We start from the raw sequence: 23325 nt of genomic DNA on the forward strand, positions 1-23325 counted from the left end.
AGCTCGGCAAAGGCCGAGCTTTATCCCCGAAAGGGGATTTTTTTATTTCTTATCGCTTTTTAAAGGGATACACGCTGTCCAATGCTTCTTCGATGGGCGCGTTGGCCTCCACCAATTTGCGGTAGGTGCTCATGGCTTTCGTGTCGCCGTAGAGTACTGCGCCGGTGACTTTGCCTTCTTTTGCGTAGAGGCGATGGTGTTCGTCGCCTTCGTCGTAGAAGTAGACGTCGCCTTCGCCGATTTTTCCGGCGGAGAAGATTTGGATCGTGTCTAAATCCAGTTTCGTATAGGCTTTCGGATTTTCGTAGGTTTCCTCGCCGCCGGCCATGTTGATGCCGGCCGCTTTGCCCATGGCACGGGAAGCGGGCCAAATGCCAAGCACGCGGCCTTCCACTTCCGCCACATCCCCTGCGGCCCAGACATTAGCCTTGTTGGTCAGGAGGTGATTGTCTACGACAACGCCCCTGTTTACTTCCAGGCCTGTGTCCTTAAATAGTTCCGTGTTCGGGCTGACGCCGACGGAAATTAGTACCATGTCGATGTCCGCGGTCGTGCCGTCGTCGAATTCGATGCCGCGTACTGCGTCTTCGCCGATAAAGGCTTTGGTGTCTTTTTCATTATAGACCATAAAGCCTAAATCTTTCATTTCTTCGTTGAGCATCATCCCCAGCTCCCGATCCAATTGGTTGGAGAGCAGGTATTCACTGCGGTTAATGATGGCGACGACGTGTCCGCTTTGTTTCAGGCTGTTGGCCGCTTCAAGACCCAAAAGGCCGCCGCCGATGACAGCGATGTGCTTCGTGTCTTTAAAGCTTTTAATGTAGCTGTGAATCGCCGTTAAATCTTGCCAGTTTCTTAGGGTAAAGATGCCCTTTAGTTGATTGTTTTTAAAGGGCGGTCGATTGGCATGGCTGCCGTTTGCCAGGAGAATCTTCTCCCCTTGGATTATTTCGCCGTCGGCGAAGGTCACGGTCATGGCGTCGAAATCCACCGCTGCCGCTTCGCCGTCAACATTGACGTCGATGCCGATTTTTTCCGCCCAACCTTCTTTATCTAAATAGGGGACTTCCGGGGCATCCTCCCCTAAAAGATCCGTAAGTTGAATGCGAAAATAGGGCTGTTCCTTTTCGTTACCCAAAAGGATCAAGCTGCCTTCTTTGTCGTGTTTTCTGATTTCTTTAGCCGCCGTGACGCCGGCAATGCCGCCGCCGATGATGATGTATTTATATGTTTTCAATCCTTTTATCCTCCTCTATTCACTGCCCGCTTACCTTGCCGTGACTTCCGTCCATATTCTATCATACACTTCTACAAAATCGTGTAGGTCCCGATACACCTCTAAGGGTGGCAGACGATCGAAGTCCGGATAGGCCACGGGGTCTTCTCGAAGTGCCTTGGGCAGCAAGGCGATGGCTTCGGGAATGGGCGTGGCAAATCCCACATTGTGGGTCGCATTTTGTGCCGCAATGTCCGGTCGGGACATGAAATTAATAAATGCCATGGCTCCCTTCGGGTTTTTCGATTGCTTGGGAACCGCAAAGGAATCGTACCATATATTTGTACCCTCTTTCGGTATAATGTATTCCAAGGATTTATTTTCTTGGCGCATCATGGCCGCATCGCCGGAGTACATAACGGAAAGGGACGCATCGCCCTGGCTCATGACGTCTCGGCCTTCGTCGGCGAGATAAGCGTAGACCAAGGGTTTTTGCGCGATTAAAGCTTCCTTCGCCTCTTCCAGCTCTTTCATGGAGCGGCTGTTCATGGAATAGCCCAAATATTTCAGGGCAATGGCGATGGAATCCCGCTGGGAATTATACATGATGATTTCGTTTTTGTATTTCTTATCCCACAAAGCACTCCAAGAATCCACGGGCTCTTTTACATAATCGCGGTTCACCACGATGCCCAAAGTCCCCCAGAAATAGGGCACGCTGTATTTGTTCCCGGGATCGTAATCCATGTTTAGAATCCGCTTGTCCAGCTTTTTCATGTTGGGGATTTGATCGTAGTCCAAGGGCAGGAGCATGTCTTCGCGAATCATCCGCTCCACCATGTATTCCGACGGCACGATGACGTCGTAGGGGTCGTTGGATTTTTTCAGCTTCACATACAAGTCTTCGTTGGAGGCGAAGGTGTCGTAGATGACCTTGATCCCCGTTTCTTTTTCGAAGGCACGGATCGTGGCCATGTCCATATAGTCGCCCCAGTTGTAGACGTGGATGGTCTCTTTGCTGCTCCCTGTTTTTCCGCAGGCCGTAAGAAAGAACATCGCCACTAAAATAAAAATCGATAGTCGCTTCATATTACACCTCGAAATCCACCAGGTCGATGTCCCGCTTGTTTAACAGGAGCAAGAGCGCCAGCACCGCCGCAAAAAGCAGGGTAGACAAGGCATTCATGGAGGGATTGATCCCGGTTTTCGCCATGGAATACAGGGTGATGGACAAATTGCTCACGCCTTGCCCCGTGGTGAAAAAGGAAATAATAAAGTCGTCGATGGACAGGGTGAAGGCCATGAGGGCGCCGGTGGCGATGCCCGGTTTGATTTGGGGCACGATGACGTAACGCAGCACTTCCGGTGTTTTTGCGCCTAAATCGTAGGCGGCTTCCACGGTGTTTTTGTCCAGCTGATCCAATTTCGGCAACACGGAAAGAATCACGTAGGGAAGGCAAAAGACGATGTGGGACAGAATCATGGTCAAAAGCCCCTGTTCCATGGCCAAAAAGCCGAAGAGACTCATGAGGGCGATGGCGGTGACGATGTCGGGATTTAAGACGGGCAGGTAGTTGATGTTTAAAATCACGGCCTGACTCCGCTTGGAAAAGGCCCGTATGCCGATGGCGGACAGGGTGCCCACCACGGTGGAGATCGCCGTGGCCACGACAGCCACCAAGATTGTGGTATAAAAGCTTTTTAAGATAATGGGGTCGGAAAATAAATCCGTATACCAATGGGTGGTAAAGCCCGCCCACACGCCGCGCAGTTTCGTGTCGTTAAAGCTGAAGACGATAAGCACCACAATGGGCAGATACAAAAATAAAAGCATAAGCCCCAAGTAGGCGTTTCTGATTTTATTTCCCACGGCGACCTCCTTTCGGGCGCTTTTCGCCTACGAGGCGAAAGACGACGAGCATAATAAGCAAAATAGCGATGAGCACCACGGCAATGGCGGAGCCGAAGGCCCAATTGCCCGTGAGGCGGAATTGTTGTTCGATAATATTGCCCACCAGGTAATACTTATTTCCCCCGAGAAGGGAGGAGATGACAAAGGTGGACAGAGCCGGAATAAAGCACATTAAGATGCCGCTGTAGATGCCGGGCATGGACAGGGGCAAGGTGACTTTTAAAAAGGCCGTGGCCGGACCGGCACCGAGATCCTGTGCCGCTTCCAAATAGGAGCGATCCATTTTCTGTAAAATCGTGTAAATAGGCAGCACCATAAAGGGAAGAAAGTTGTAGATCATCCCCATGAGGATGGCGCCCTGATTGTACATCATATCGAAGGGCCCCAGGCCGAGAAGGTGAAAGGCTTTGTTTAAGACGCCGTTTCGCCCGAGAAGGGTGATCCACGCGTAGGTCCTCAAGAGAAAATTCATCCACATGGGAATGACGAAGAGGAGAATCAGCATGGAGCTCGTCTTGGGCTTGGTGCTTGAGATGGCGTAGGCCGCCGGGTAGCCCACCAAGAGGCAGGCCGCCGTAGACAAGGTGGCCAAGACCACGGAACGCCACAGAATCCTCAGGTAAAGGGGCTGAAAGAAACGGGCGAATTGGGCCGTGGAAAAGCGGTATTCCCCCATGTTCATGGTGCCCGCGCCGTTAAAGCTCATAAACAAAACCAAGAGCAAGGGCAGGACGATAAATAATACGGCCCAGAAAATATAAGCCGATGCGTAGCGCCTCATGCTTCGGCCTCCATGACGTGGAAATTATCCGGCGCCACATCAATGCCTACCACGGCGCCGGGCTCCCGCGCCACGGTGGATTGAACCATCCACTTCTCGCCGTGGACCTCTAAAATCATTTCGTAGTGCACGCCTTTAAAGACGATGGAAGTGACCGTGCCCTGCAGGAGATCGTCGCGGCCCGCCTTTAATTCCACATCTTCCGGCCGTATGACGATTTGCACCGGCGCATTTTCTTCGAAGCCCTTATCCACGCATTGAAATTCCCTGCCGTAGAAGGACACCACTTTGTCTTTCACGAAGCGGCCCCGAATAATGTTGCTCTCGCCGATAAAATTGGCCACGAAGGCATTTTCCGGCTCGTTGTAAATGTCCGTGGGCGTGCCGATTTGTTGAATGGCGCCGTCTTTCATGACCACCACCGTGTCACTCATGCTCAGGGCTTCTTCCTGATCGTGGGTGACGTAGATGAACGTAATGCCTACCTGTTCCTGAATCCGCTTCAGCTCAAATTGCATCTGCTTTCTCAGCTTCAAATCCAAGGCGCCTAAGGGCTCGTCCAAAAGGAGAATCTTCGGGTCGTTCACTAAGGCCCGGGCAATGGCGATGCGCTGTTGCTGGCCCCCGGAAAGGGACTGAATGTTTCGCGTGGCCACGTGGGGCAGATTCACTAATTCCAGCATTTCGAGGACGCGATTGTCGATGGTTGATTTCGGCATTTTCTTCAGCTTCAAACCGAAGGCCACATTGTCGTAAACATTTAAATGAGGAAACAGGGCGTATTTTTGAAACACCGTGTTCACCGGCCGCTCGTAATGCTTGATTCGAAGCATGTCTTTGCCGTTAAAGAGAAGCGACCCTTCATCGGGCTCCTCAAAGCCCGCGATGATTCTTAAAAGGGTGGTCTTCCCGCAGCCACTGGGCCCGAGAAGGGTTAAAAACTCGCCGTCCCTTACGCTTAAATCGATGCCGTCAAGCACCCGGGTATCGTCGAAGGATTTCTTCATGTTTTTAATTTCAATTAATTGCATTCCCTGTCACCTCCTAAAAATTCGGCGGGTTACTCACCCAAAGGACCGTCGCTTCCTCAGACGACAGATTCCTGAAAAAACAGGGGGCATCGCCGGCGGCGTAAATCGTATCTTTTTCTTCCACGGAAAACACATCGTCGCCTCGACAAAAATCCAATCGCCCGGATAAGACATAGGCGAAAAATTCGCCCTCGAAGGGCGCGAGAACTTTCGACGAACCCATGGGCGCGATGCGCCACAGGGTGGGCTCCATGGCATTTTTCTGCGCGTTGGGCACGATGTAATCCACGCCGTAGCCCGCCGCGTCGTCTTCAAAGGTAAAGGCGTCTTCTTCGGAAAAGACGATTTGCGTCTCTTCCTCGTCTTTGAAAAAAGCCTCCGGAGAGACGCCCAGTGCTTCTAAAATATCCATAAATGTCGCCACAGAGGGGCTGGTGAGATCTCGCTCCACCTGGGAAATAAATCCCTTGGTAAGCTCGCTTCGTTGAGCCAGCTCTTCTTGGGTGAGCTGCTGCACCTGCCTGAGACGACGAATTTTTTGTCCGATGCTCATAATCACCACTAAACTTTAAACTTAATTTACTAAACAATAATCGTATTATAAACGTCACCTTTCCTTCGGTCAATAGATTCGCCCAATAAAAAAGCCCGCACATGGCGAGCAATTTCGTTTACTTGTTTTCGCTGTAGGCTTTGGCGATGGCCGCGCCCAATTTCGTGTTGTTGTAAACCAAGGCGATGTTCGCTTCCAAACTACTGCCGCCGGTGACTTCCAGCACTCGTTGAAGCAAGAAGGGCGTAGAGGCTTTGCCGAAGATGCCTTCTTTTTCCGCATCGGCGAGGGCCTTTTCGATGGCGGCGTTAATGGTATCTTCGTCCATGGCGTCGGCTTCGGGAATGGGGTTGGCCACGACAATGCCGCCGTCGATGCCTAAATCCCATTTCGTCTTCATGAGCTTGGCAATGGCCGCGGGATCGTCGTAACGGTAATCCAATTTGTGGCCGCTTCGGCGAGTGAAGAAGGCGGGCATTTCTTCCGTTTCGTAGCCGATCACCGGCACGCCGAAGGTTTCCAGGTATTCCAATGTGAGGCCGATGTCCAAAATGGATTTGCAACCGGCGCAGACCACGGCGATGTCCGTGTTCGCAATTTCCTGCAGGTCGCGGGAAATATCCATGGTGGTTTCCGCGCCGCGGTGCACGCCGCCGATGCCGCCTGTAACGAGAATGGGAATGCCGGCGAGGCGCGCCGTCAACACGGAAGTTGCCACGGTGGTGGCGCCGTTTTTCCCTTCAGCGACGATGTGAGCGTAGTCGCGGGTGGAGCTCTTCACGATGGCGTCGGAGGTGGCCATAAATTCGATTTCGTCTTCGGAGAGGCCCACTTTAATGCGGCCGCCGATAATGGCTGTCGTAGCCGGGGTGACGCCTGCCTCTCTTAAAATGGCTTCGCAGTGCTTGGCCATTTCCACATTTTTCGGATAGGGCATGCCGTGGGAGATGATGGTGGATTCCAGTGCTACCACGGGCTTGTTTTCATCCAATGCCTTTTGTACTTCCGGGGCGATGTCCATGTACTGTTTTAAATTATTTTCCTTCATAATGAATCTCCTTTTTCTCTTTTTCCCATTCTTTTGCATCAAAGAAAGGAAGTTCACTTTGATCGCGCTTCAGCACCATGCGTGATGCGGCCATGGCACCGACGACGGCATGGTCAATCTTTTTACCTTTTACCATCTCTGCCGTCAACATGGCGCAAAAGGCATCCCCGGCGCCGGTGGCTCCCCGAATGCTCATGGGGCTCGTGGTGTAGTGGATCATTTCCTCGTCTTTAAACAAATAGGCGCCGTCGGCTCCCGCCGTAATCACCACATTTTCCACGCCCATGCTTCGTAAAGCGGCGCCCTGGGTGGCGACAGCGTCGCTTCCCCGGCCGCTTAACACCTGCGCTTCCAGAATGTTACATTTTAACACATGAATCCGATTTAAGAAAGGGGCAAATTTTTTCACCTTCACGGCGCTTACCCCGTCCACCACGGCCTTTATGTTCCAGGCGAAAATCTCCGACAAGGTGTCTTCCCGCAAATTGGCATCCACGACGACGTAGGTTGCCCCTTCGGCCACCTTGCGCCGCGCCTGTATTTTTTCGGGGGTGATCTTTTCCATCACCGCCATGTCGTTTACCGCTGCGTGCATTTCGCCGGCCTGATCCAAAAGCACCAAATAGCTTCCGGTCGATGCCCCTTCAAATGTAAAAGCGTGGTCGAAGGATAAATTTTCCGGCGCGCGGGCCAGGATCATGGCCTTCTTGTCGTCGTCGCCGAAGGCCGTCACCAGCTCCGTTTTTATGCCCAGGCGGGCCACGGTGGCGGCGATGTTTCTGCCTACGCCACCGGGGCTTAATTCCACGGCGCCGGGATTGGAATCGTGAAGATCCAAATGCTCGTAGGGCCTTCCGCTAATGTCTACATTGCAGCCGCCAAAGACCACGACGTATTTCTCACTCATTTTCTCCCCCTTTCGCCGCGGTTTTGTATCCGCTTAAAGCAGGCACGGCACAGCGGCTCATAACTTTCCGTAGCGCCGATGACCACCCGGCCCCCTTCCCCGGTGGTGCGATGGCTCACCCAGGCGTCGCTGCCGCAGTGGGCGCAGACGGCGTGGTGCTTTTCCACGTAATCGGCCACGGCCATAATTTCTTTTACGATCTCAAAGGGATGGGCCTCGTAATCCATGTCGAGCCCCGCGCAGACCACGGTCTTCCCCTCGTCTAAAAGGGTGTCGAAGGCCGAGAGAATCCCTTCGGTCTCGCCGCCTAAAAACTGCACCTCGTCGATGGCCACCACGTCGGCCTTGTGCTCCGCCGCCGCTTCCAATACCCCGGCGATGTCTTCCACCACCACGGCTTCAAGCGATGTGTTGTCGTGGCTCGTAATGGCGGAGTGGATAAAGCGGGTATCCAGCGTGGGCTTTAACACCAGCGTGTTGTAGCCGGCGATGCGAAAGCGCTTCACTTCCCGCTCCAAACTCGATGTCTTTCCCGAAAACATACTCCCCGTATGTAAAATTAATCGTCCCCTGTACTGATGCATGGCTTCCTCCTCGAAGAAAATTATAACACAATTTTCGCCGAATAAATCACCGCCTGCCTCCCATCTTTTGTTGCAAACACGAGCCCCATACTATATTCTGGAAATAGAAAATTTCTCATTCAAAGGAGGTTCTATGCTTCAAATTCAGCATTTAATCAAATATTACGGCAAGAAACAAATTCTCCACGACGTGAGTTTTGAATTGGATCCCGGAGACATTTGCGCCTTTATCGGATCCAACGGCGCCGGGAAAACCACCACCATTAAATCCGCTCTGGGCCTCATTCCCTTCGACGGCGGCAAGATTTTCATCGGCGGCCACGACATTGAGAAAGAGCCCCTGGAAGCGAAAAAACTTTACAGCTACGTGCCGGACAATCCGGAGCTTTACAAATTTATGCGAGGCATCGAGTATTTAAATTTCATCGCCGATATTTTTGAGCTGGATTACGAAACCCGCAGAGACCGCATCGAATACTACGCCGATCTCTTCGCCATTCGCGACCGCTTAGGCGAGAGCATCGACAATTACAGCCACGGCATGCAGCAAAAGCTCGCCCTCATCGCCGCCTTGATCCACGACCCCAAGCTCATCGTCCTTGACGAGCCCTTCGTGGGCCTAGATCCCATGGCCACAAAATCCATTCGGGAAACTTTTAAGAAAATGGCGGCGGAAAAAGGCACCACCATTCTCTTCTCCACCCACGTCTTGGAAGTGGCGGAAAAATTGTGCAACAAAGTGGCCATTATTCGGGAGGGGCATTTGGTCTTTTTCGGGCCCACAGAAGACGTGCTTCAAAAGGGCAGCTTGGAAGATCTGTTCATGGAAAGGATGCAGGACCATGAACAAGCTTAAGCTTTTAAATCGGCTGGAACGAAAGCGCACCTTCAATCAATTCACCCAAGGGAAAAAGAAAAAGGGATTCGGCATTTTTATCTACCTCCTCTCCCTTTGGGGCTACTTTTGGCTCGGCGGACTCCTGCCAATCTTTGCCTCCACGGCAACTCTGGATTCGAAAAGCGCAGCTTTTTCCGTGGCGGAAATCTTAAACGATGCGGGAATTCTTTCCGCCATGGACGTCATGGCCCTGGTGTTTTTCCTCGCCAGCCTGATCATCGCCTTGATTCAAATTCGCAATACCTACTTCAACGACTTCGATCAGTCCACTTTGTGGAGCCTGCCCGTGGATACGCGGCTCCTCCTTCTTTCGAAAAACACGGGACCGGCGGTGTTCAGCCTGCCCTTGATCTTGGCCTTTACCCTGCCTTCCATGATTCTCACTTACGCGGCGACAGGCTCAGTGATGAAGGCCCTTCTCGTCCTCGTGGTATTTTTCTGCGCCAATCAACTGGGCGAATGTGTGGGCTGCTTTTTACGCATCATTCTTGCGAAGGGCAACAATCGCCTTCGCCTGTCAAAAGGTGTGAAAACTTTTCTCGGCTTCATCCTCTTCGTCGCCTTTATGGTGGGCTTTTACACGGAATTGGCCCGGGACTACAAAGACCTCGTCGTCTTCCTGGGCTTTTACAATCGCCTGCCCGCGGCGGCTCGCCCCGTTTCTTACGCACTCAATCACCATCTGTGGCTCATCCCCCTCTTCGTTCTCGTGACGGGGCTCGTGTATTGGGCCTTTCTCAACTACACGGCGAAAAACTTCTACACCATCGGGGAAAACTTGGCCCCTCGAGCCACGATGAAGGCGGTGAAAGAGGGCGACTACAAGGTGCGCAGAAAATACGCCGCCCTCATTCGCAAAGAACGGCGCCTCTTTTTCTCCAACAGCGCCGTAGCCTTTAACACCTTCTTCGGCACGGTTCTTCCCGTGATTCTCGCGGCCATTCTCTTCGTGCCCGCCGTGAAAGAAATGTTTCTCGACTTTTTAAACAACCAACCCTTCGTCTCCCCCGATGCGGCGATCTTTTTAATTCTCACCGGCCTCGGCGGGATGATGAACCTCTCCGGCTTCGGCTTTTCCCTGGAAGGCATTAGCGGTTACAACACCTACACCCTTCCCTTAAAGGGGCAGTCGGTATTTCTCGGCAAACTCCTTATGGCGGCGAGCCTCATCGCCCCCGCCTATGTGATCACCTGGCTCCTCGTTCTTGTGAATTTGCGCCCGGATGCTGCCTACCTGCCATTTTACCTTTTGGGCCCACTGAGTTACGCCCTGTTAATCAACGGCATCTCCCTATTCTTCGACTGGAAATTCGCCAATTACAACTGGACCAACCCCCAAGAGCTGGCAAAAAATTCAAAACAATCCTTCTTCTCCGGCCTCGGGAGCCTTTTGGTGAGCTTCGCCATTTTACTCATCGGCGTCGGCGTCATGACCAAGGCGCCCCTTCTCTACGCCGCTCTGCTCACCGCCATTTTTGTGGCGGGCAATGTGGTGCTCTATTTCCTCACCCGAGACATGACCGTCTACCATCAGTAGAAGGAGTAAATCATGAGCGAAAAAAGTGCATCCATTCTCCTGGCCGCCGTCATCATCGCCCGGGCCACGAGCTACTACTTCATTAAAATCGGCATGGAGGGGCTGGGCGTGTTTAACCTTCTGGCCGTCCGCTTCTTCGTCGCCGTGATCCTCTTGGCCCTTTTGTTTCACAAGCGGCTCCATCCCATGAAGAGAAGCACCCTGATTCACGGCACGATCTTAGGCGTGGTTTTCTTCGCCCTTATGGCCTTTGAATTTATGGCCCTAAAGACATCCCCCTCCTCCACCGTGTCCTTTTTGGAAAACACCTCCATCGTTCTCGTTCCCCTTTTAATCGCCGTCACCACACGCACCCTGCCGACAAAGGCGGCCATCCTCGGCGTGATCATTACCATCATAGGCGTCGGCTTTTTAACCTACACCCCCGGCGGATTTGCCCTGACCCGCGGCGAAATCTTCGCCCTGTCGGCGGCACTGAGCTACGCCATCGTCATTCTGCTCACCGCCCGCTTCGCCGAAGAAGACGATCCCTTTCATCTGGGCTTTTTGCAAATACTGTGGATCTTTATCCTCTCCACCCTCGCCGCCTTCCTTGCGGAAACGCCACGCTGGCCGGAAAATCATGTGGAATGGGGCGTCGTCCTAATGTTGGCCGTCGTCTGCACCGGCTTCGGCTTTACCCTTCAGCCCGTGGCCCAACGACACACCACCCCGGAGCGGGCCGGCATGTTCTGCGCCCTGAACCCCATGTGCGCCACCATCATGGGAGTGACCCTACTGGGCGAAACCCTCTCGAGTTATAAAATGGCGGGCATTCTCTGCATCGTCATTGGCCTTACCGTACCCATCCTAATGGAGAGCAGAAAAAAGAAACAACTGCAATAAAAAAAGCAAACAGCCGCTGCCGTTTGCTTCGCCGGACCTTCGGGCCCGGTTTTTTTATTCGTAAATAAAGGTGTTTGCCCGTTGGATCACCACGTCTTCCGTGGGCTTGTCCATGGAGTTTTTTTCCACCTTGGCGATGGCATGAACCACATCCATGCCTTCCACCACTTGGCCGAAGACGGTGTGTTTGCCGTCGAGCCAGAAGGCCCCGCCGCAGCTTTTGTAGCCGTCGATGACATCGGCGGTGTAGCCGTATCGTTCGCCGGCATCTTCCATTTGGCGGAGGATGTCGTCGCTCACGGCCGGGCCCTGAACGATGAAGAATTGGCTGCCGTTGGTGTTGGGGCCGGCATTGGCCATGGAAAGGGCACCGACGAGGTTTCGGTAGTCGGGGGTGCATTCGTCTTCGAAGCCCTTGCCCCAAATACTCTCGCCGCCGCGGCCGGTGCCGGTTGGATCGCCGCCTTGAATCATGAAGTCGTCGATGACGCGGTGAAAAATAATGCCGTCGTAGTAGCCTCGATCCACGAGGGTGGTGAAGTTTTCTACGGCTTTCGGCGCCGCGTCGGGAAAAAGGCGCAGGGTGATGTCGCCAAGGGTGGTGATGAGTTTCACCATGGTGTCGCCGGTTTTCGGCGCTTCTAATTGTTTTAGCATATTAGTCTCCTTGTTCGGTGAGGACGATGACGCCGTCTTTTGTCACCGCCAGGGTGTGTTCGTATTGGCAGGACAGGGAGCCGTCGCGGGTGCGGGCGGTCCAGCCGTTTTTGTCCATGGCAATGGGCCAATCGCCGGCATTGATCATGGGCTCGATGGTAAAGACCATGCCTTCTTCCAGGCGCAGGCCTCGATTGGGCTTGCCGTAGTGAAGGACTTGGGGATCTTCGTGCATTTCTTTGCCGATGCCGTGGCCGACGAAATCCCGCACCACGGAAAAGCCGTTGGCTTCGGCGTGGGTTTGTATGATGTGCCCGATGTCGCCGAGGCGGGTGCCGGGCTTTACGATGTCGATGGCCTTATACAAACATTCTTTGGTGACGGTCATGAGTTTTTTGCCTTCGTCGCTTAAATTGCCCACGGCGTAGCTCCAGGCGGAATCGGCCAGGTAGCCGTCTACATTGACCACCATGTCGATGGTCAAGAGATCGCCGTCTTTCAGCTTTCGCTCGCTTGGAAAGCCGTGGCAGATTTCGTCGTTGACCGAGGCGCAAATGCTGAAGGGAAAGCCCTGATAGCCTTTTTGTTCCGGATAGCCGCCCCGATCGGTAATAAATTTTTCTACGAAGCGGTCCAGCTCCAGGGTACTGACCCCGGGCTTCACTTCGTCTCTGAGGGCGCGGTGCACTTGGATCAAGAGATCCGCCGCTATTTGCATTTTTTCGATTTCTTTTTCGGTTTTAATAATTATCAATCTTTTACCTCCCGAACGATGTCTTTTAAATCCACATCTCTCGACGCCCACAATTTCGCGTGGGGATTAATGGCGATGGCACGCTCTAAATCCCGAATCGCCGCCGCTTTTTCTCCCAGCCGGATATGGCTGCATGCGCGATTATAGTATAAATTGACGCTGTTTAGGTTTTTGTCGATGCCTTGGGTTAAAATGGCGATGGCTTTTTCAGGTGATTTCATGCGCAAGTAAATGGCCGACATATTGAGATAAGTCGGCGCATAGTTTTCGTCCAGGGCCAAGGCCTCTTCGTAGGCGGCCAGGGCCTCGTTGTTTTTAAAGGTTTTTTGGTAGATAACCCCCAGATTATAATAGCCGATGCTGTAAGCCGGGGACAGGGCCACGGCTTTTTTCGCCAGGGCCAGGGCTTTTTTATAGTCTTTTCGCTCCTCGTAAATGGAGGCCATGTCGGAATAGACCACGCCGTTTTCGGGAACCAATCGGGCGCAGCGCTCGAAAAGTTCCAGGGCGCGATCTTTGTAGCCGATTCGGTCGTTTAAAAGGGCCAGTTCGTAGCAGGCGCTTTCGTAATCGGGGTCGATCATCAGCGCGTATTCGAAATGGCCCACCGCTTCCACAATGTCGCCTTCTTCTTGTGCGAAAACACCTAAGCCGTATTCCGCGCCGGCATACTCGCCTAGGCGCAGAATCTTGCGGTAATACTTTGCGGCCTGTGTCTTTTTGTTTTCCTGCCAATAGAGATCGGCAATTGAAAAGTACACATCGGCCAAGGCTTCCTTGTTCGGCGCAAAGTCCACTGCCTTTAAATAGGCATTTAACGCTTCTTTGTTGTCGCCTGCATCAAGAAAATCTTTCGCTAAGATCTGATAATTTTTCCATTTATCTACCATCGTCGCCTCCCGATGGTATTATACCACAGTTAGCTTCGTCCCTTGTATTTCAAAAGGCTCATGGCAATGACCACACAGATCAAGGATACGCCCACGTCGGCGAAGACAGCAAACCACAAGTTGCCGATGTTCATCATGTTTAATACCACGACGAGGACTTTGACGATGAGCGCAAAGGCGATGTTGCCGTAGCAAATTTTTCTGGTTTGTTTGGACAAATCGAAGAGGAAGGGAATGCGGCCGATGTCGTCGCCTAAGATGACCACGTCGGCAGTTTCGATGGCCATGTCCGATCCGCCGGTGCCCATAGCGATGCCCACATCGCTTTTGGCGAGAACCGGGGCGTCGTTGATGCCGTCGCCGACGTAGACGACTTTTTCTTTTCGTGCCAGGGCACGATCCAGCGCTTCCACCTTTTCGCCGGGAAGAAGGCCGCCGACGCTTTCGTCGATGCCCAGTTCATCGCCGACGGCTTGAACCAATTCTTTTTTGTCGCCGGAGAAGAGGTAGGTTTTTAAGAAGGCCTTTAATTTCCTCAGCGCCTCTTTCACGCCGGGCTTTACGGAATCGGCAAAGGCGATGCGTCCCAGAAGCTCGCCCGCTTCCACAACGTAAACGGAGGTCATGGGAATGCTGTCGAGGGCATTTTCTACGCCCAGTTCTTTCAGCATGGCTTCGTTGCCGACGGCGAGGGCTTTCCCGTTCACGGTGCAGGCAATGCCCTTGCCCGAAAGTTCACGGTAGTCTCCGGGATTACCCATGGGCTTCGCTTTTTCTAGAATGGAGCGGGCGATGGGGTGATTGGAGTATTGTTCCGCTGTGGCGGCCAAGGCGAGGAGGTTTTCTTCCGTGCCTTTTAAAACGTCTACTTGTGCCAAAGTAAATTTTCCGTCGGTGAGGGTGCCGGTTTTGTCAAAGGCAATGGCATCGGCTTCGGCCAAGGCTTCCAGAGACGTGGAGCCTTTAATAAACATGCCGTCTTTCGATGCACGGCCCACGCCGGCAAACATACTCAGGGGCACGGAAAGCACCAAGGCGCAGGGGCAGGAGATGATTAAAAAGGCACAGGCTTTGTAGATCCACGTGTTCCACTCGCCGGAAAAGGCCAGGGGCGGTACAATGGCAACGAGTACAGCCAGGGCCACCACCACCGGGGTATAGATGGAGGCAAAGCGAGTGATCCAGGCTTCGGTCTTGCCTTTATTCAGTCGGGCGTCGGCTACCAGGCCTTGTATCTTCGCCATGGTGGATTCGCCGGCCACTTTCGTGACCCGCACCTTAAAGGCGCCGTCTAAGGCGATGGCACCGGCCATAAGTTGGGCGCTTTCATTGGCCAAAATCGGGGTGGATTCCCCGGTCATGTGTTGATTGGAAATGTGGCCTTCGCCTTCAGCCACTACACCGTCGGCGGCCAAGGTGTCTCCGGCGCGGAGCACGATCACATCGCCGACGACGACCTCTTCCGCCGCGACTTCGATGAGTTCGCCTTCTCTTTCCACATGGGCCGTGTCTTCATCGCGGGCCAGGAGGCTTTCCACGGAGTCCGTGGCGCGATCCAGGGCGTAGTCTTGCAGGGCTTCGCCAAGGCGGTAGAACAAGAGAACGCCCAGGGCTTCTCCATGTTCACCGATGTAAAAGGCGGCAATGGCGGCCACGCTCATTAAAAGATTTTCGTCGAAGGCTTCGCCATTTTTTATGCCCTTGATGGCATTCTTAAAAATATCGAAGCCGGCGGCGATTAAAAGAATCCCCCACAAAGCCGTTTGAAAGCGGCCTTTATAGACGAATTGCACCAAAAGCGCCGCCATAATGGCGCTTGCAATGGAGAAGAGTTCTTTTTTCAGGCTGCCCTCTTCATCTTCTTCGTCTATTTTTTTGCCGGGATTTTTTTCCACGACCACGACGCCGTCTTCGATGCTGTCCACCAGTTGTTGCAGCTCTTGTGTCGAGATCCCGCCGTCTACTACCAAACGCTTGGAAATAAAATCCAGCTTCGCCTCCGCAACCTGAGGCAAGTCGCCGACGCGGGCTTCGATTTTCGCCGCACAGTTGGCGCAATTTAAATTCTTTAATTCATAGGTGCGCATATATTTACCTCCATTTACATGATTGCTTGCTCATGTATAGTGTACCTGCTTCCCCTTGTGATGTCAACAAAAAAAGAAGCGCCCCTCGACGCTCCTTCCTTATTCTGAATCAATTGGTTCTATTACAGAGAAATTGTAGCCACCGGTTCCAAACCCTTTACATCGGCCCCTTCGATTAAGGTCCAGGTTTTTTCCGTGCCCGTGCTCTTTAACATGGCTTCGTAGTAGTACATAACGACGCCGATGTCCACGTAGCTCTTTTCGCCTTTGCTCTTGTCCAGATAAAGGTCGATGTTGCCGTCTTCTTTTAAGACGAAACGCCAGGGTTGTGCATTGACGTGGCTCGGTGCGAAACGAATCGACGAGAAGACGTCGAACAAGCCGTAGTTTTCGAGATCGGTTAAGGATGCCGGGGTACCGACGCGATCTTTAAACACGATTTTATCGACGCTGAGGCGGGGGCTGACTCGGTCTTCTTCAAAAACATCTTGTTTTTCAGCTTTACCGAAGCCGATAATGTAGTCGACAAATTCGCCGCCTTCGCCAAACAGGGATTTCTTTAAGTCCTTGTCCACATGGGCCGTGGTAATCCAGCAGGTACCTAAATTCTTTTCAATGAGTTCCGTGTTCAGCATTTCAAGATAATAGCCTGTGCGAATCAATTCGGCCTTTTCGTGGCTTTTTGCACGCAAAGCGATGTAATAGGGCGCTTCGATCATGACGCCGCTGTAGCCGGCTTTGCCCTTTAAGGCTTCGGCAATTGCTGCGCCGTTTTCATAGAGAGCGAAGCTCACATTGCTGGCTTCGGATTGTTTTTCCAATTTGGCCAGGGTGTCTTTTAACCAATCCATTTCCATGGCCGACAGCTTCGTCGGTTGAAATTCGCGCACTGTTCTTCTCTTTTGCAGGAAATTCGTCATTACCATATTATCTTCCTCCTCCTCTTACAACCAGTTTGCCAGGTTGTCGTAAACATACATATGTACCACGAAACCGACGATGATGCCGATGATCACACCCGCCAAGACGTCGGTGGGATAGTGAACGGCTAAATAGGTTCTGGATACAGCCACTAAAAATGCCATCACAATAAAAAGCGCAGCCATTTTCGGATAATACAGAGAAAAGGTCGTCGCCACCGTAAAGGCCGCAGTGGTATGCCCCGAAGGAAAGGAATAATCCCTCAGGTCGATGCCATAGGTGTTTAAATTCTTACTCACCCAATAGGGGCGACTCCGGCTGATGATACGCTTTAAAATTTGCGCGACGATTGTAGAAATCACAAGGGCCAAAACCATTTCCGTAGCGGCACTTCCGATCCAACGTTTTCCGACGAAAAGCATAAAGACTGAAAAGACGCCGAGAAATCCCGGTCCCGCGATGTTCGTATAGTTGTAAAAAAAGAAATCAAAATACTTGTTTTTCAATTTCTTGTTTATACGATCGAGAAAATAATCGTCAAACGCTTTAAACGGATTTTTCATCTTCACCATCCTGTACATACCTACTTCCCCCATTATATACCAAGCATCTCGTCTTGAAAAGGACAATTCCCGCAAGTCGTGATATACTTTCCCCGAGGTGACTATGAATTTAACGGACGAACAATTAAAAGCCATGGGCCACAACGGAGGTCCGGCCTTGGTTTTAGCCGTGCCCGGCAGCGGCAAAACCACCATGCTCTTAAGCCGCACGAAACGGCTCATCGACGAGGGCGTGGACAGAAAAAAACTTTTAACCATTACCTTTTCAAAGGCGTCGGCCAGGGATTTGGCCCTGCGCTATAAAAACCTTTTCGCAAACAGCCCCATGCCCGCCTTCTCCACGATCCACAGCTTCTGCTACTCCGTCTTGAAAAACGACGAGCGCCGCCGGGGCACGAGCTACACCTTAATCGAATCCAATCGGGCCTTGAGCAAGTGGCGCATCGCCACGGATCTTTGGAAGGAGATTATGCACAAAAGCCCCAACGAGGAGCAGGTGGAGACCCTGCTAAGGGAGATCAGCTACGTGAAAAACAAAATCCTGGATCCGGAGGCATACAACAAAGAAGCCGCCACGCCCCTTTTTCTGAAATTTTATAAAAGCTACGAGGGGCTCAAGCGGGACAGGCAGTGGATCGACTTCGACGACATGATTACCCTGGTGCCGGAAATTTTCAAGGAGGACCCGGGGCTTCTAAGGGCCGTGCGCGCCACCTACGACTACATTCAGGTGGACGAAGGCCAAGACACCTCCAAGGGCCAATTGGCCATTATCGAAGCCATTGCGGGGCCCAAGAACAATCTCTTTATCGTCGCCGACGACGATCAGTCCATTTACGGCTTTCGCGGGGCGGATTTTCGCGAGCTCCTGCACCTCAATGAACGCTACGACGATTTATCTCTCTACTACTTATCAAAAAATTTCCGCTCACAAGAAAAAATCATTTCCCTCTCCACCCAATTCATCGAACAAAACAAGGCCCGCTACCAAAAGACGCCCATCGCGGTAAAGGGCCCGGGCCCGGAAGTGCGCGCCGTGGAGCTCAATAATTTAGACAAGCAGTACGCCTTTATCGCCTCGGAAATAGAAAAAAACGAGCTGAAGGATGTGGCCGTACTTTACCGAAACCACGTCTCTTCCATCGGCTTGGTGGAATTTTTGGAACGGGAGAACATCCCCTTTGCCGCCAAGGAGCGAACGAGCCGCTTTTTCCGCCACTGGGTGCTTCACGATTTAATCACCATTTACGAATTTAGCCAAAATCCAGGAGATCTCGCCGCTTTTTCCACCTTCTACTACAAGATTCGCGGCTATTTGTCGAAAAAAATGATCGAAACCCTGCAGAAAAAAGGCGTGGTTGGATCGGTCTTCGACGCCCTTTTGGATTTAAAGCTCCCGGATTATGTGGTGCGGGACGTGAAGGCCCTGAAGCGGGATTTTCACCATTTAAAAACATTGGCCCCCGCCGAAGCTTTTCGCTTCATCCAAAAATATTTGGAATACGAAGCCTACATTGCGAGCCACGCCGCCACCTTCGGCTCCTCGAAGACCACCTCCATGCGCATTCTCTACTACGCCAAGTACATCGCGAGGAAAACCGACGATTACCACCGCTTCTTGGGCCGCCTCAAAACCCTGGACCGCCTGATGCAGGGCACCCGCGCCGGAGAAAAGGGGCTGGTGTTATCCACCCTTCACGGCGCCAAGGGTCTGGAGTTTGACGCCGTGTTTATTATGGATTTAAATGCCGATGCCATTCCCTCCCTGCCGAAGACACCGGTGGATCCGGCGGAGGAGATGCGCCTTTTGGAAGAAGAACGTCGCCTCTTCTATGTAGGCATGACCCGGGCGAAGGAGCGGCTTTATCTCTTAAGGCCCCGCCACGTGGATCGGGAATCCGTGCCGCCTTCGGAATTTTTCACCTGGTCGAAAGAAGCCATCGTCAAGGCGCGAAAAAAGCATTAGAAAAGCCCTCTCACACGAGAGGGCCTTTTGTTTAACCGTTTTTCAACATGGCCGTTTCAAATTCGTTGGCACATTCTTCAATGCTGTCCAAACAATTTTCCAAGACCTTAAGCATTTCCTTCCAGATAATCGTCTTTCTAGGATCGAATTCGCCGGTATAGTCGAAAAGGGAGCGCATGGCATTTAAGTACAGCGTGTCGCCCTCCCCTTCCAGGGAATTAATGCGAATGATTTTTTCCTTCACCTCGTTGGAGTGCTTGAAATTGCTGAATTCCAACACAACTTCTTCCAGCATGGATGTGCTTTCGACGATGAGATCCACAAACTCCAAGGTCTCGGGAATGAGCTCCCGCACCCGGTACATATACAGGCCCAGCAAAATCTCCTCAATGGAATCCACCACCGTGTCCAGCTTGTCCGTGATCTCGATAATGTCTTCCCGCTCGATGGGCGGCAAAAATTCCACGGCCAGGCGATTCATAATATCGTGCATGATCTGATCGCAGTCGTTTTCGATGCGCTTCATGGCGTCGGTTTTCTCCCGCAATGTCGCCCCGTCGTAGGTGCCCAAGGTGATCTGCAACAGATCTGCCGCCTGCGATGCCTTTTGAGCCATATCGCTGAACTTACGGAAGTAATCGAATTTTCTATCTTTCATAGCTTCTCCTAAAACAGATGAATCAGCACGGAAGTGACGATAAATCCGATGATCCCGCAGCCGGGAAAGGTCAAGATCCACGCCAGACCCATGTCGCTTACCACAGACCAGTTCACGTTTTTAATGTGCTTCGATGCCCCCACGCCCATAATGGCCGTGGTTTTCGTGTGGGTGGTGGAAACGGGAAGCCCCGCCAGGGAAGCGGCGAATAGGCTCACGACGGCGCCTATGTCGGCGGCGAAGCCCTCGTAGGTTTCCAACTTCACCATGTTCATGCCCACGGATTTTATAATGCGCAGGCCCCCTAAACTGGTGCCCAGGCCGATAACCAGCGATATTAAAATCATGAGCCACGCCGGAATTACGAAATGCCCCGCGCCGCCGGTACCGGCAGCCAAGCTAAAGGCCAGCATAAATACGCCCATGAACTTCTGCCCGTCTTGGGCACCGTGCATAAAGGCCATGGCCGCCGCCGAGACGATCTGCCCGTTTTTGAAAAAGGCCTTGGACCTTCGCCGGTCGGAGCCCGCCAAAAGGCGCTTAATGATCTCTACCACCACATAGCCCATGAAAAAACCCATGACCGTGGAAAGGACGAGGCCGTAGATGTTTTTCATCCACTCCGCCCCGTTGATCCCGGCAAGTCCCCCGTGCAGGGCGATGGCCGAGCCGGAGAGCCCGGCGATGAGGGCGTGGGATTCCGACGTGGGAATCCCGAAATACCACGCCGCCGTCGACCAAATCACGATGCTCACCTGGGCCGCGGCCAGAGCGATCAAGGCTTCGTTTGTGTTGCCGTTAAAGTCCACCATGTTGTAAATCGTCTCCGCCACATTGGCGTTAAGGGCCGTCATAATGAAGACCCCGAGAAAATTAAAGAGCGTGGCTAAATAAATGGCCTTTTGCGGCGCAATGCTGCGCGTGGATACAGCGGTGGCGATGGCATTGGGCGCATCGGTCCAGCCGTTGACAAAGACCACCGCCAAGACCAAAAGGGTCGTGAGAAAAATGGCGGGGCTTTGGGCCATCATGGAGACGAATTCTTGAATGGTAACAGTCATGGCTTCCCTTCGATTTAATTTTTAAAGCTGTGAATGGGCGCGGGAATAAAGCCGCCCCGTGCCGCAAAGGCCGCACAGTCGTTTTTGTGCACGGGAAGAATCGGTGCTTCCCCTAACAGGCCGCCGAAGGTGGCGTTGTCGCCTACGTCTTTGCCCACAACGGGAATCAGGCGCACCGCCGTGGTCTTGTGATTGATGATGCCGATCATGGATTCATCGGCGATCATGGCCGATAAGGTTTCCGCCGGCGTGTCTCCGGGAATGGCGATCATGTCCAACCCGACGGAGCAGACGCAGGTCATGGCTTCTAATTTGTCGAAAGCCAAGGCGCCCGATGCGGCGGCGGAGATCATGCCCTCGTCTTCCGATACGGGAATAAAGGCGCCGCTTAAGCCGCCGACATGGGCGGATGCATTGATGCCGCCCTTTTTCACCGCGTCATTTAACATGGCCAAAGCCGCCGTGGTGCCGTGGCCGCCCACGGTGCCCACGCCGATTTCTTCCAAAATCCGCGCCACACTGTCGCCTACTGCCGGCGTCGGTGCGAGAGACAAGTCGATGGTGCCGAAGGGCGTATCCAAACGCTTGGCGATTTCCTTGCCCACCAATTCGCCCATGCGGGTAATCTTGAAGGTCATTTCACTGATGCATTGAGCCACTTCGTCGAAAGGCGCGCCGCGGAATTTTTCCAAAGCCGTCTTCACTACGCCGGGGCCGGAAATGCCCACGTGGAGCACGTGATCCCCGAGGCCCGTGCCGTGGAAGGCGCCTGCCATAAAGGGATTGTCTTCCACCGCATTGGCGAAGACAACCAGCTTCGCGCAGCCGATGGAATCCGCGTCGCGACTCAAATAGGCCGCATCCTTAATCACTTTGCCCATTAAAGCCACGGCATCCATATTGAGGCCCGATTTCGACGTGCCCACATTTACCGAGGAGCACACCTTTTCCGTCGTGGCCAAAGCTTCCGGGATGGCTTCGATTAAAGCCCGCTCGCTTTCAGTCATGCCGCTGTGAACCAAAGCGGAAAAGCCGCCGATAAAGTCGACGCCGATTTTAATGGCTGCATCGTCCAGAGCCTTGGCCAGCTTCACGAAATCCTCTTTCGTGCCGCGAGGCAAAATCAACGAAGCCGGCGTGACGGAAATGCGCTTATTGACCACGCTTACCCCGTACTTGGCGCCGACGGCATTGGCTTCATCGACCAAGTCGGCACCTAAGGTGGTGATCTTGTCATAAACCTGCTTGCATACCACGTCCACATCGTCGGAGATGCAATCCATAAGGGAAATCCCCAAGGTCGCCGTTCGTATGTCTAAATTCTCATGCTCCAGCATGTGAATTGTTTCGAGAATCGAAGAATTATCCAAAAGAGACGTCCTTTCTAAATATGGTGCATACGGCTAAAAAGCGCCTCATGCTGCATGCGAATGTCCAAACCCATGGATTTGCCCAAAGCTTCGTAGTCTTCCACGACATTTTCCAAGGCAAAATTTTCATCGGCGTGTTCCACCACGAGAATCATGGTGAAATAAGAACTGACAATGGTTTGACTAATGTCTAAAATATTAAAACCATGATCCGCCAAAAGCGTCGTAACCCGGGAAACAATCCCTACCTGATCCTTACCTAAAACACTGACAACAGCTTTCATCCAATCCCTCCTTTGTAATAAACTTATTATAACATAGACATGGATCCATGGTTCAGGGGATTTCTGCGCAATAAACATCCCCCGGCGTAGCCGGGGGTTTTCCTTTTTCGGCCCAAAGGGCCTGTATTACTAGCTGCGCCTGAAGGGCGTCGGCGGTCTGCCCGTGCTATCGTTACTTGGCTACCCCTTGAAGGGGTTCGTCGTGTCGAACGTTAGTTGCTCACTTATTTGATCTTCTTTCAGCTGATTTTGAATGTATTCCTGAATCTTTTTAGCGTTTTTTCCCGCTGTATCGACGTAATAGCCTCGGCACCAAAACTGCCTTCCTCTATATTTAAATTTCATGTCTCCCCATCGTTCATAGATCATGATGCTGCTCTTACCTTTTAGAAAGCCCATGAATGAAGATACAGATAGTTTGGGTGGGATCTCTAGTAGCATGTGAACGTGATCTGGACATACTTCCGCCTCGATTATGTTCACGCCTTTCCAACTACATAACTCCCGTAGAATCGCTCCAATTTCTAAGCGCTTCGATCCATAAAATACTTTTCGCCTGTATTTCGGAGCAAACACGACGTGATACTTACAATTCCATTTTGTGTGTGATAAACTATGGGTGTGATTTAGTGATGTCATTATTTCCTCCTGATTGTGATTGGTTGGCAGACCTCTCTCATCATATCACGCTGGAAATAACGGGCAATTATCGCTAAAGCTAAACGGAACCCCCGGTCTAACCGGGGGTTTTCTAATGCAAAA

At 52.4% G+C, this 23325-nt stretch carries 24 protein-coding genes; 4 read left to right on the forward strand and 20 right to left on the reverse strand.

Annotated features, from left to right (window positions below; all coding sequences use genetic code 11):
- Positions 1-49: 49 nt before the first annotated feature.
- From WKT05_RS00005 to WKT05_RS00045, 9 genes are all read right to left on the reverse strand, one after another.
- Positions 50-1237, reverse strand: a complete 1188-nt coding sequence (locus tag WKT05_RS00005) for an NAD(P)/FAD-dependent oxidoreductase (RefSeq protein WP_340412341.1) — start codon at positions 1235-1237, stop codon at positions 50-52.
- Between the two features lie 30 nt (positions 1238-1267).
- Entirely contained in the window at positions 1268-2305 is a 1038-nt protein-coding gene (locus WKT05_RS00010; RefSeq protein ID WP_340412342.1) for an ABC transporter substrate-binding protein, read from the reverse strand.
- Between the two features lies 1 nt (position 2306).
- Positions 2307-3050, reverse strand: coding sequence for an ABC transporter permease (locus tag WKT05_RS00015; protein WP_340412479.1), 744 nt, complete (start codon positions 3048-3050; stop codon positions 2307-2309).
- A 25-nt stretch (positions 3051-3075) separates the two neighbouring features.
- Positions 3076-3909 carry an ABC transporter permease gene (locus tag WKT05_RS00020; RefSeq protein ID WP_340412344.1) on the reverse strand — a complete coding sequence of 278 codons (834 nt, stop codon included), beginning with the start codon at positions 3907-3909 and terminating at the stop codon, positions 3076-3078.
- Positions 3906-4940 (reverse strand): spermidine/putrescine ABC transporter ATP-binding protein, encoded by a 1035-nt coding sequence (gene potA / locus WKT05_RS00025; protein ID WP_340412345.1) that lies wholly within the window; start codon positions 4938-4940, stop codon positions 3906-3908. The genes WKT05_RS00020 and potA overlap by 4 nt, the downstream gene beginning before the upstream one ends.
- Positions 4941-4953: 13 nt before the next feature.
- Positions 4954-5493, reverse strand: coding sequence for a helix-turn-helix domain-containing protein (locus tag WKT05_RS00030; protein ID WP_340412347.1), 540 nt, complete (start codon positions 5491-5493; stop codon positions 4954-4956).
- A gap of 118 nt (positions 5494-5611) precedes the next feature.
- Positions 5612-6541 (reverse strand): pseudouridine-5'-phosphate glycosidase, encoded by a 930-nt coding sequence (locus WKT05_RS00035; protein WP_340412349.1) that lies wholly within the window; start codon positions 6539-6541, stop codon positions 5612-5614.
- On the reverse strand, positions 6528-7448 hold the full coding sequence (locus WKT05_RS00040) for a carbohydrate kinase family protein (RefSeq protein WP_340412350.1): 921 nt from the start codon (positions 7446-7448) through the stop codon (positions 6528-6530). The genes WKT05_RS00035 and WKT05_RS00040 overlap by 14 nt, the downstream gene beginning before the upstream one ends.
- Positions 7445-8032 carry a thymidine kinase gene (locus WKT05_RS00045; RefSeq protein ID WP_215507225.1) on the reverse strand — a complete coding sequence of 196 codons (588 nt, stop codon included), beginning with the start codon at positions 8030-8032 and terminating at the stop codon, positions 7445-7447. The genes WKT05_RS00040 and WKT05_RS00045 overlap by 4 nt, the downstream gene beginning before the upstream one ends.
- A gap of 133 nt (positions 8033-8165) precedes the next feature.
- Here WKT05_RS00045 and WKT05_RS00050 point away from each other — a divergent pair, with 133 nt between their 5' ends.
- From WKT05_RS00050 to WKT05_RS00060, 3 genes are read left to right on the forward strand one after another with little or no spacing between them, the layout of a single operon-like run.
- Positions 8166-8888 carry an ABC transporter ATP-binding protein gene (locus WKT05_RS00050; RefSeq protein WP_340412356.1) on the forward strand — a complete coding sequence of 241 codons (723 nt, stop codon included), beginning with the start codon at positions 8166-8168 and terminating at the stop codon, positions 8886-8888.
- Positions 8875-10467 (forward strand): hypothetical protein, encoded by a 1593-nt coding sequence (locus WKT05_RS00055; protein ID WP_340412357.1) that lies wholly within the window; start codon positions 8875-8877, stop codon positions 10465-10467. Before WKT05_RS00050 ends, WKT05_RS00055 begins: the two co-directional genes overlap by 14 nt.
- A gap of 12 nt (positions 10468-10479) precedes the next feature.
- Positions 10480-11352, forward strand: coding sequence for a DMT family transporter (locus WKT05_RS00060; RefSeq protein ID WP_340412359.1), 873 nt, complete (start codon positions 10480-10482; stop codon positions 11350-11352).
- Positions 11353-11406: 54 nt separating this feature from the next.
- On the opposite strand, the gene WKT05_RS00065 is transcribed toward WKT05_RS00060, so the two are convergent.
- The 6 genes from WKT05_RS00065 to WKT05_RS00090 all read right to left on the reverse strand — a co-directional run bounded on the left by WKT05_RS00065 (position 11407) and on the right by WKT05_RS00090 (position 17224).
- Positions 11407-12009, reverse strand: coding sequence for a peptidylprolyl isomerase (locus tag WKT05_RS00065; protein WP_215507233.1), 603 nt, complete (start codon positions 12007-12009; stop codon positions 11407-11409).
- Between the two features lies 1 nt (position 12010).
- Positions 12011-12763, reverse strand: a complete 753-nt coding sequence (gene map, locus WKT05_RS00070) for a type I methionyl aminopeptidase (RefSeq protein ID WP_340412363.1) — start codon at positions 12761-12763, stop codon at positions 12011-12013.
- Positions 12760-13653 carry a tetratricopeptide repeat protein gene (locus tag WKT05_RS00075; protein WP_340412364.1) on the reverse strand — a complete coding sequence of 298 codons (894 nt, stop codon included), beginning with the start codon at positions 13651-13653 and terminating at the stop codon, positions 12760-12762. Before WKT05_RS00075 ends, map begins: the two co-directional genes overlap by 4 nt.
- Before the next feature lie 29 nt (positions 13654-13682).
- The gene (locus WKT05_RS00080; RefSeq protein WP_340412365.1) at positions 13683-15740 is read right to left on the reverse strand and encodes a heavy metal translocating P-type ATPase; all 2058 of its coding nucleotides are present in this window, start codon (positions 15738-15740) and stop codon (positions 13683-13685) included.
- A gap of 122 nt (positions 15741-15862) precedes the next feature.
- Entirely contained in the window at positions 15863-16666 is an 804-nt protein-coding gene (locus tag WKT05_RS00085; RefSeq protein ID WP_340412367.1) for a nitroreductase family protein, read from the reverse strand.
- Between the two features lie 18 nt (positions 16667-16684).
- Positions 16685-17224, reverse strand: a complete 540-nt coding sequence (locus WKT05_RS00090; protein ID WP_340412369.1) for a phosphatase PAP2 family protein — start codon at positions 17222-17224, stop codon at positions 16685-16687.
- Positions 17225-17327: 103 nt separating this feature from the next.
- On the opposite strand from WKT05_RS00090, the gene WKT05_RS00095 reads away from it, so the two are divergent.
- Positions 17328-19190 carry an ATP-dependent helicase gene (locus tag WKT05_RS00095; RefSeq protein ID WP_340412370.1) on the forward strand — a complete coding sequence of 621 codons (1863 nt, stop codon included), beginning with the start codon at positions 17328-17330 and terminating at the stop codon, positions 19188-19190.
- 31 nt (positions 19191-19221) lie between these two features.
- Here the strand turns inward: WKT05_RS00095 and WKT05_RS00100 are convergent, their stop codons facing one another.
- The 5 genes from WKT05_RS00100 to tnpA form a co-directional block, all read right to left on the reverse strand.
- A complete protein-coding gene (locus WKT05_RS00100) occupies positions 19222-19848 on the reverse strand; it encodes a DUF47 domain-containing protein (protein ID WP_340412372.1) in 627 nt (208 codons plus the stop codon).
- 8 nt (positions 19849-19856) lie between these two features.
- Entirely contained in the window at positions 19857-20909 is a 1053-nt protein-coding gene (locus tag WKT05_RS00105) for an inorganic phosphate transporter (protein ID WP_215507250.1), read from the reverse strand.
- Positions 20910-20923: 14 nt separating this feature from the next.
- A complete protein-coding gene (locus WKT05_RS00110) occupies positions 20924-22279 on the reverse strand; it encodes a PFL family protein (RefSeq protein ID WP_340412376.1) in 1356 nt (451 codons plus the stop codon).
- 14 nt (positions 22280-22293) lie between these two features.
- Entirely contained in the window at positions 22294-22563 is a 270-nt protein-coding gene (locus WKT05_RS00115; RefSeq protein WP_215507254.1) for an ACT domain-containing protein, read from the reverse strand.
- 180 nt (positions 22564-22743) lie between these two features.
- Complete coding sequence (tnpA, locus tag WKT05_RS00120; RefSeq protein WP_068454115.1) at positions 22744-23202, reverse strand: IS200/IS605 family transposase; 459 nt, start codon at positions 23200-23202, stop codon at positions 22744-22746.
- Between the last annotated feature and the right edge of the window lie 123 nt (positions 23203-23325).

Source organism: Peptoniphilus sp. HCN-40583 (assembly GCF_037892835.1).
Lineage (GTDB): Bacteria > Bacillota > Clostridia > Tissierellales > Peptoniphilaceae > Aedoeadaptatus > Aedoeadaptatus rachelemmaiella.